Source organism: Deltaproteobacteria bacterium (assembly GCA_009692615.1).
GTDB lineage: Bacteria > Desulfobacterota > Binatia > UBA9968 > UBA9968 > DP-20.
This window is the reverse complement of the sequence record SHYW01000160.1, coordinates 1-8,839: the sequence shown is the minus strand read 5'-3', so window position 1 is coordinate 8,839 and position 8,839 is coordinate 1. Positions and strand designations below refer to the sequence as shown.

The 8,839-nt window shown below is 55.4% G+C and carries 9 protein-coding genes; 3 read left to right on the top strand and 6 right to left on the bottom strand.

What is annotated here, in order from left to right; translation table 11 throughout:
• Positions 1-292: 292 nt before the first annotated feature.
• The 3 genes from EXR70_24025 (at position 293) to EXR70_24015 (ending at position 2,720) form a co-directional block, all read left to right on the top strand.
• Positions 293-1,048, top strand: coding sequence for a dienelactone hydrolase family protein (locus EXR70_24025; protein MSP41565.1), 756 nt, complete (start codon positions 293-295; stop codon positions 1,046-1,048).
• Positions 1,049-1,065: 17 nt separating this feature from the next.
• Complete coding sequence (locus tag EXR70_24020) at positions 1,066-1,356, top strand: hypothetical protein (protein ID MSP41564.1); 291 nt, start codon at positions 1,066-1,068, stop codon at positions 1,354-1,356.
• Between the two features lie 113 nt (positions 1,357-1,469).
• Entirely contained in the window at positions 1,470-2,720 is a 1,251-nt protein-coding gene (locus tag EXR70_24015) for an MFS transporter (GenBank protein ID MSP41563.1), read from the top strand.
• Between the two features lie 258 nt (positions 2,721-2,978).
• Here the strand turns inward: EXR70_24015 and EXR70_24010 are convergent, their stop codons facing one another.
• The 6 genes from EXR70_24010 to EXR70_23985 all read right to left on the bottom strand — a co-directional run bounded on the left by EXR70_24010 (position 2,979) and on the right by EXR70_23985 (position 8,639).
• Positions 2,979-4,589 (bottom strand): UbiD family decarboxylase, encoded by a 1,611-nt coding sequence (locus EXR70_24010; protein ID MSP41562.1) that lies wholly within the window; start codon positions 4,587-4,589, stop codon positions 2,979-2,981.
• 155 nt (positions 4,590-4,744) lie between these two features.
• Entirely contained in the window at positions 4,745-5,872 is a 1,128-nt protein-coding gene (locus tag EXR70_24005) for an ABC transporter substrate-binding protein (GenBank protein MSP41561.1), read from the bottom strand.
• Complete coding sequence (locus EXR70_24000; protein ID MSP41560.1) at positions 5,842-6,132, bottom strand: GIY-YIG nuclease family protein; 291 nt, start codon at positions 6,130-6,132, stop codon at positions 5,842-5,844. Before EXR70_24000 ends, EXR70_24005 begins: the two co-directional genes overlap by 31 nt.
• Before the next feature lie 67 nt (positions 6,133-6,199).
• Entirely contained in the window at positions 6,200-6,976 is a 777-nt protein-coding gene (locus tag EXR70_23995) for a hypothetical protein (GenBank protein ID MSP41559.1), read from the bottom strand.
• Between the two features lie 20 nt (positions 6,977-6,996).
• The gene (locus EXR70_23990) at positions 6,997-8,010 is read right to left on the bottom strand and encodes an ABC transporter substrate-binding protein (protein MSP41558.1); all 1,014 of its coding nucleotides are present in this window, start codon (positions 8,008-8,010) and stop codon (positions 6,997-6,999) included.
• 188 nt (positions 8,011-8,198) lie between these two features.
• Positions 8,199-8,639: a hypothetical protein gene (locus EXR70_23985; GenBank protein ID MSP41557.1), complete on the bottom strand. Its 441-nt coding sequence runs from the start codon at positions 8,637-8,639 to the stop codon at positions 8,199-8,201.
• Positions 8,640-8,839 lie beyond the last annotated feature (200 nt).

Genomic DNA, 8,839 nt, shown 5'->3' with positions numbered 1-8,839 from the left:
AAAACGACGCACACACTTGGCCTATATCGAACCAACTCCAACAAGGTGGGGTTCCGCTATGGCCAGGTTTCTAACTTACGACCTCAACCCAACGCACTACCCTGACATAATCGCGTTGCTGTTAACATGACATATTGACGTTGCCACGATAGTCCAAATTTTGGCCTTAATTTAGACTAGATTAGCGCCAATTTCGCTGCCGGTTTTCTCGCCAAACTTGTTGCTTCCAGCGCGGCTTTCGTACTAAGACCACAGTAAACAAAATTAACTTTCCTTGAAGGAGGAGAAAGTCATGTATCAAACTAACCAATATGAAGGCATGATCGCCGAAACCGTGGCCATGAAGGGCCACAATGGCGACTCGATCAATGCCTATGTTGCCCGTCCCTTGGGCGCAGGTCCATTCCCCGGCATGGTGGTGATCCACCACGCGCCCGGCTGGGACGAATGGTACCGTGAATGCACGCGCCGTTTCGCCCATCACGGCTACGTCGCGATCTCACCCAATCTCTATTTCCGCGATGGCCACGGCACGGCGGAAGATGTCGGCGCCAAGGTCCGCGCTGCCGGCGGTATCCCTGACGATCAGGTGGTCGGCGATCTCGACGGCGCCAACCAATTGCTGCGCTCGCTGCCCTACGTCAGCGGTAAAATCGGCGTCTTCGGCACCTGCTCCGGCGGCCGCCATGGCTTTCTCGCCGCCTGTAAGAGCAAAAACTACAACGCTCTGGTCGAATGCTGGGGCGGCGGCGTGGTCATGAAGGCGGAAGAGCTGAACCCGAAAAAACCGGTAGCGCCCATCGACTACACCAAAGATCTGCCCTGCCCGATGATCGGCATTTTCGGCAACGACGACAAATCGCCTTCGCCCGATCAGGTCAACCAACATGAAGCCGAGCTGAAAAAACATGGCAAGAACATTGAATTCCATCGCTACGACGGCGCCGGCCATGGATTTTTCTACTACGATCGCCCGGCTTATCGCCAAGAACAAGCGGTCGATGGTTGGAAAAAGGTTTTGGCCTTCTGCGAGAAAAACTTGAAGTAGGCAGCGGAGGATCCATCATGTGCACCAGCATAACTCATCAAGCAAAGATCTACGGCCGCGGCAAACAAGGTCAAGAGTGGATCGATCTTAAAGAGGCCAATGTCTCCTACGATCATCCCTACGGTATGCCGCTCGAACACGCGCTCAACATCGATTTCGTCGACGAATCGAAGGGCCCTGGCGCTCGGGTCGCTGTCGAACTGAGCGTCGATGCGGCGCGCGAATTGATCAAAACCATCGAAGCCGTGCTCGCTCAAGCCGCGCATCAAGGCGTCTTGGAAGATAAACACCAAGCCGCCGTCGGTTAGGTCGCTATCAAGTCGCGGCGGCGATGCCAGTCTTCGCCGCCGCGACCACTCTTCGCAATTCGATTCGCGCCGCGCTATAGCTGTCCTAGCTTTCCAATTTCATCGATCCCGTCTTGGCTAATTCAGAAGAAATAACTTCCAGGGCAGAGGCCGCGCCCCTGCGTCCCTGGGCATCGCTGACGATCCGCGACTACCGCTTGATGTGGATTGCCAGCGTTTGTAACGCCGTAGCCATTCAAGTGCGCAACGTTGCCGGGCTCTACCAGGTCTATGAAATTTCCGGCTCGGCATTGCAGTTGGGCCTCACCGGTTTCTTTCAAGCCTTTCCCTTCGTCATCTTCGGTCTGTTCGCCGGCGCCGTGGCGGACGCCTTCGATCGCAAAAAGCTTTTGGTCGTCACCGTCGGCATTCAGCTGATTCCGAGTCTGCTGCTCGGCTTCTTGACCATGACCGGCAAGATCCAGGTCTGGCATATTTTCACTCTGGGATTTATGGGTGCGCTGGTGGAAGTGTTCAATTGGCCGGCGCGCTCGGCGTTGATACCGCGCTTGGTGCCGCCGTCCTACATGATGAACGCGGTGACGCTCAATACCATCATCATTCAAACCAGTTTTCTCTTGGGCCCGGCGCTGGGCGGCGTGCTGATCGATCACAGCGGACTGGTCTTCACCTATTTCTTGACCATCGTCATGTTAATCCCCTCCGGCATCGCGATCTTCGCCATGCGCACTTCCGGCGTCCCTGAGGGCGAACGGCGCCGGGTCAATCTCAAAAGCATTTTCGAAGGCATTGAGTTTATCTGGATTCAACGAATTATCTTGTCGCTGTTCCTGCTCGACTTCGGCGTCACCCTGGTGGGGTTTTACAAACCGATCCTGCCGATCTTCGCCGCCGACGTTTTCAAAACCGGCGCCTCGGGATTGGGCATGCTCTACGGCGCGCCGTCGGCCGGCGCGATCATCGGCTCGATTATCTTGTTGATGATCGGCAACGTCAGACGTATGGGCGTACTAGTGGTACTCGCCGCGATCGTCTTCGCTGGATGCCTAGCGTTGTTGGGAATATCGAATTCATTTTGGCTGGCGGTGGGCGCCACTTTCTTACTCGGCTTCACCGATTCGGTGAGCGTGGCGATCCGCCGCACAGTCGTGCAAATGCTCGCGCCCGATGGAATGCTGGGCCGCGCGTCGAGTTTGATCACCGCCTTCGCCCAAGCGACCAACGGTCTCGGCGCCGTCTTCGCCGGCTTCGCCGCCCAACAGGTCGGCGCGCCCAACGCGCTGCTCATCTGCAGCGCGCTCTGCTTCGTGATGATCCTCGCCATCTGCCTCGCCATCCCGCAGCTCTGGCGCTATCGGTCTTAAGATTTATTTAACCGCAAAGAACGCAGGGAACGCAAAGTTCGGAGGCGAAATGCGGTGAGTGAAGCTATGATTTTAGTTTCGAATTTTAACTTTGCGTACTCTGCGTTCTTTGCGGTTAATCATCCGAATCCGAATCCGAATCCGAATCCGAATCCGAATCCGAATCCGAATCCGAATCCGAATCCGAATCCGAAACAAAAAAATCCCGCCGGGCACTTGCACGCCGCGGCGGGTTTTTATTAATGAATAACAACTATCCTAGCGAACTTTGACCCGCAACTTTTTCAACTTCTCGCCGGTTTCAAAGTGGCGGCCTTCGACCGCGAGCTGCGCTTCCTTGTCGAGCTCATCGCTCCATTGGCCGAGCGAATAACCGAACCACGGCGCTTGCGGACGCAGCTTGGGCAACTCCAACTCCTCCCAGATCTTGCGCGCATTCTCCATAAACTCGCGCTTGGGCAAGGACACCGGCGGAAAGGGTTCTTTCAAGATCGCGTTGCACAGCATCGCCGACTCGTCGGCAGGCAAGTGATACGAAACCACGTCGGTGCCTTTGGTTTCATGCTCGAAGAGAAACGGTGGAGCATGGCCCTTTTCCATGCCTGGCACGATGTGAACATCCTTGTGCGGCTTCATGCGATAACACATCGCCCAAAAGACTGCCGCTTCATTGGACGGATCGATGTCTTCATCGACGGCGACGACGATCTTGCCGACGCCGGGATGAAACGAACATGCGGCGTGGAGCGCGCGCCAGACTTCAGCTTCATTGGGCTTCTTCATTTGGATGATGACCAGCTTGTAGGTGTTGGTCAGCGGCTCGTGCATCTCGACCCGCAAGACTGAAGTAATGCGGCATTCGTCGCGCAGATGCACCAGCATCAAGCGGTCGTAGCCGATCTTGCGAATGACCGACGACTCGCTGGGGGTCAATTGACTGAGCCACGAAGTGTAAATCGCATCTTTGCGATAGGTGATGGCGGTCACGTCCATGAACGGATTCAACTGCCGCGGATGCATGTAGCCGTGCGACTCGCCGAAGGGTCCCTCGGGTTCGATGAATTCAGTGTTCAACATGCCTTCGATAACGATCTCCGCGTCCGCCGGTACCATGATGTTATTGGTCTTGCACTTCACCATCGGGATCGGCTCGCCGGCCAAGCCGCCGGCCACGCCCATTTCGTCAACGCCGTAGGGAATCTTTTGCACCGAGACATAAGAAACGATCGGCGGCGCGCCGATGACTAATGCGGCGGGAAGATGCACGCCCTTCTCGACCGCCTTCTGCCAGTGCAGATAAATATCTTGACCTAGTCCCGAGGGAAACACGCCGACGCGCTTGCCGGCTTTGATCTCGCCGCGGTAGTTGCCGATGTTTTGAATCCCGGTGTCGAGATCGGCAGTGATCCAGTGCGAGCAGGTGGTGTACGGACCGTTGTCGAATCCCGGCGTGGAAATCGGCACGGGGAAACGGTCTAAACCATTGCCCTCTTTGTCTAGCTCCTCGCCTTGAATGACGACTTCCTGGCACTTCGCGTTGGTGACCGTGATCGGATTGATCGGTTCGGCCAAAGCTTTTTTCCACATCGCGTCCATCGCTTCGGCGCTATTGCAGCCCATGCCGAGATAATAAATCTCCGGCTTTCCCGCCAGCGCGCCGACCACCACGGGCATCGTGTAACGCGTGCCTTTCGCGTCGGTAACATTCTCAAACAGCCAGGCGCGGCGATCTTCTTCCTGCAGGCCGCGGTACTGCCAGCGCACCAATGGATGCAGCTCCGTGTCTTTATTGATCAAGCGCGTGATGCGCCTGAGCAGTCCATGCTCTTCGAGATTTTTTATATGCTGATGTAAATCAAAATACGGCATACGATAACTCGCTCCTCTTTTCGTTAGACAATTTGAATGGAATATATGATCGCTCCGAGCAGGTCAACACGACGGCGGATTGTAGGGGCGGACCTATGTGTCCGCCCAGACCCGCGTGTCTGCCCTGTGGGACGGGCGACCACACAGGGTCGCCCCTACAACTGCTTACCGTAGCGGTTCGCCAGTTGCGTAAAAAAACCTTCGCGTTCCAAGTCGGTGAGAATACTCTTGTCGACGAAGTCAGCGACTTTCTTGCCGCGAAACTCGGGCACGGTGGGCGTCAGGTTTTCGATATCGGCTTGAATCGCCTCTTCCATCGGAAACGGCCGCGCCGGCAGATAGTCGACGACGTAATTTTTGTGCAGCGCTTCGACACGGCGCGGATCGCTCTCGCGCATATGTTTGCGAAAGCTCGCCAGCGCGGCGTTCTTGTTCGCTTTGCCGTACCAGATCCCTTCGACGTAGGCCATCATGAAGGCGCGCGCCTTCTGGCGTTGATTCTTGAGAAAGTCGCGCTTGGCCGAAAGATCGCTGGCGCTGGTGACGATGCCTAGCTCTTTCAGATCGGCGACAATGGAAAGCTTCCAACCTTTGATCTCCGCCTCATAGAGATTGTCCGGACTCACCAGCGTCGCATCCATCTTGCCTTGCAGCATGACCATGATGCGTTTGTTCGATTCGGCCAAACCGGTGGCCAGAATGTTCACATCTTTGCCCGGCGTAAAACCCAGCGTTTGCAAGGCGCGCCTGGTGGCGAAATCGATTGTCGTCCCCGGCCGGCTGATGCCGACGGTTTTGCCGCGCAACTGTTCGACCGTTGTAATCGACGGATGGGTCGCCAGCTTCCACGCCGATGGCCCGAAGGTGCCGACGATGGCGAATGGCAATCCCTTCGCCGCGGAAACCATGGTCGTCGATCCCGGCGCGCCGAGAATTTCCACGTCGCCATTGGCCAAGGCGCCGATCGCCGCATTTCCGGCAGCGATGATGACGAGATTGACGTTGAGGCCGTACTTCTCAAACAACCCGACATCCTTGGCGATCCACAACGGTATGCGGCTGCCGGTAACCGAAGCGTAGGAGACGTTGAGAGTTTCGAGTTGTTGGGCGGAGATGTTGCTGGCACAAATCAACGCACACAAGAGCGTCAATCGAACTACATTCGCAACCAAACGATCCCGCAACGTGCTGCGATTTCGCTGAGCGCCAATGCCACAGTCCGTCATTCCCGCGCAGGCGGTAATCCATCCCCTCACACAATATCGCCGTATAAGTCTCGCCATTCTGGATTGCCTTCCTCAATCAACCGAATCTTCCAAGCCCGCCGCCATTTTTTAATTTGCCGCTCCCGAAGAATAGCACTCTCCGCCTGTTCATGCGGTTCGAAGTACACTAACAAATTGACATCATACTTCGCCGTGAATCCGTCAACGACTATGTTCTTGTGCTGCCAGGCCCTTCCAGGCACGTCGGAAGTCACACCGACATACAAGGTGCCATTTTTTTTGCTCGCGGCAATATAGACAAAGAACGGCTTTGCCATTCGAGAAAAGGCTGGATTCCCGCCTGCGCGGGAATGATAGATGGGACAGAAAGCCCCCGTTCAAGAATTACGCACCTTCACCCGCCACATAATATTTATAAATAATATCGCTGCGCGTTTCCTGATTCTCCCAGCGAAAACGCGCCGCGGCGAGAGCTTTTTGCTGCTGTTCTGCGGTCACGCAATATTTTTTCAAGATCGCTTCGTTGATATCGCCATGTTCGTCGTTGGCGTCGCTGTGGACATGGAAAAATAGCAGCGCCTCTTTGGGCAAACCGTAATGGCGCGTCCACGCTTCGCCTTCGCCCAACAAGCCTTCCTCTTTGTGCTCCGCCTTGGGCGTGTAGCGTTTCCACATGCGCCCTTCAGTCGCGTAGGTCGCGGCCACGCCTTCCAACCAAGTCTGATGCTTGGCGAAGTTGAATACCGCGTCCACCGTGTAGCGATACACCGGCAGCACTTCGTCGAAGCTCTGCATCACCGCACGGGAAATGCCCAGCGCGTCGGCGATCGTCAGCCACATATCGTAGTGCGGCCCGAGCTGTCCGCCCGCCACGTCTTGGCCTTCCTCGTCGATATACTTGCGCAGCAGCTGGCGGCGCGCATCGGAGATCGGACAGTTGGCGATCACCTGGGCGTCTTTGCGGTTGATGTTGGCGAGAAAATAGTAGCGATTCTTGACGTACTCGACTAACGCATGGCGCGACACCTTACCTTGGCTCAACGCCACGCGCCACGGATGCGGCTGCTTAATGCGCCCTTCGGCCACATAGCGACGCCGCTCCAGCCAAATCGACGCGATAAATTCGTCGGGCGCGAGCGCGCCATTACTCGTCGATGTCATCTAACCCTGCACTCCAGTCTTCAATACAAATTTTTGAAAAACCCGCTGTCTTCAAATCTTTTGCAGAAACTCAGATCCAACTGCTCTTCGGCTTTCAACGTCGAAGCTTTGGCGTTGATCCCATGTTGCGCCATCAGCTTGATCACCGCGATCATGCCTTCAGTCGACGGGCAAGGTTTTTTCGGCAGCCCGCCGACCAAACCTTGATAAGCCTTCTCCATCTGATCGGGCTTACTCAAGCGCAAATTGCGGCCGAGGCTTTTGAGCACTACTTCTTTGTTGGCCGGCTTGTGAATGTAGGCCACGCCTTCCACCGTCGCCTTGGTGATGTTTTCAACCAGCTGAAGATTGCTTTTGATGAAGGTTCGGGAAAAAACCAGGCCGGAAGATTGGAACTGGACGTTTTCTTTGCCGAGATCGACCAACACGCGATAACCTTCGCCAAGTACCTGCTGGCCGATCTCAGGCGACAGCGTCGTCGCGTCGACGGTGCCGGCGCGTAGCGCGGCCATGCGCTCGGGAACGCCGCCGACGCCAAGCAGGACGATGTTGTCGCGGCGCGGCACCAGGCCGAGAAAATCCAACGACACGTAGGCCGCCAACGACGCAGAACCGGCGGGCGTGCCGATGCCGACTTTTTTGCCCTTCAAATCTTCGCCGCTCTTGATCGTCGGCTTGGCGAGAAAATAATAGTCGAGGCGGTTTTCCAAACCGAGTACCATCGAGAAATCGCTGCCGCCGGTGTTGGCATTCACGACATGCGTGCCGCCGACCAATCCAACCGGAACCTGCCCCGCCAACATCGCCTGCATCGCCCGCCCGGCGATGATGAATACCAGCTCCGCGTCGATGCCGTACTTACGAAAAATCCCTTGCTCCTTGGCAATCCACAACGGCTCGACGTTATTGCTGATCGCGCCATGGGCGATCAAAACCTTGGTCGGCTCAGCGGCGCGCAATGCGGCTTCGCTCGCGCTCATCAAACACGCCGTCAAAAAAATTATCCGAACTCTGTTTCTCATCTCATGCCTCATGCTTACCTAATCACCTTATCCGCCCATGTGCCGATTTTGAATTGCCAGGGCGCCTGTCAGACCATTGTAGGGGCCGACCTACGTGTCGGTCCTCCGAACTTGCTTCGCGGTCTTGAGATTGATCAACAACGTAAATTCACCCCGTCAGATTGGGGCAATAGTTTCTTGGCATGTATCGTGGATTGGAACTAGCTCGCCTGAGCAACTTCGATACGTTTCAAGCGCTCATCAAACTGGTTCATCTGTTCTTTCATGACCCGCAGTTCAAAGTCCATAGTTTCATGAAGCTTCATGAAACCATCGACATGGGCTGCGAGCCGATCGATGCGATCCTCCATGACCGCGAATCTCTCGTTCATCTCCTTACGGAGATCGCGAAATTCAAGGTGGACAAGCCCAAATTGCCTACCGACCTGCCGGAATCTTGTATCTATTTGGCCGAATCGTTTGTCTATTTGACCAAATCGTTTGTCTATTTGGCCAAAGCTTTTGTCCATTTGGCCGAATCGTTTATCTACCTGCCGGAACCTTCCATTCGTTTGCCGAAAGCCACTCCGAACAAGTTTTTCGAGGGAGGTGAGTTGCTGATTAACGGTTCGCGGTTTCTTAGCCGATTTCTTTTTTGCCATATGTTCTCTTTAGCTGCCGCAAGCTGAACTGAAAGTCAACATGAGATTTGGGCCATGTTGTAGCAAAGTGATTATGTCAGGGGTTAACGGCAACGTAATTATGTCAGGGTGGAAGGATGACAACCCTGACAATGAAAGACGAGAAACGACTAGACGTAATTCAACGAGTATATCGCAGCGAGATCACCGTGGTTGAGGCC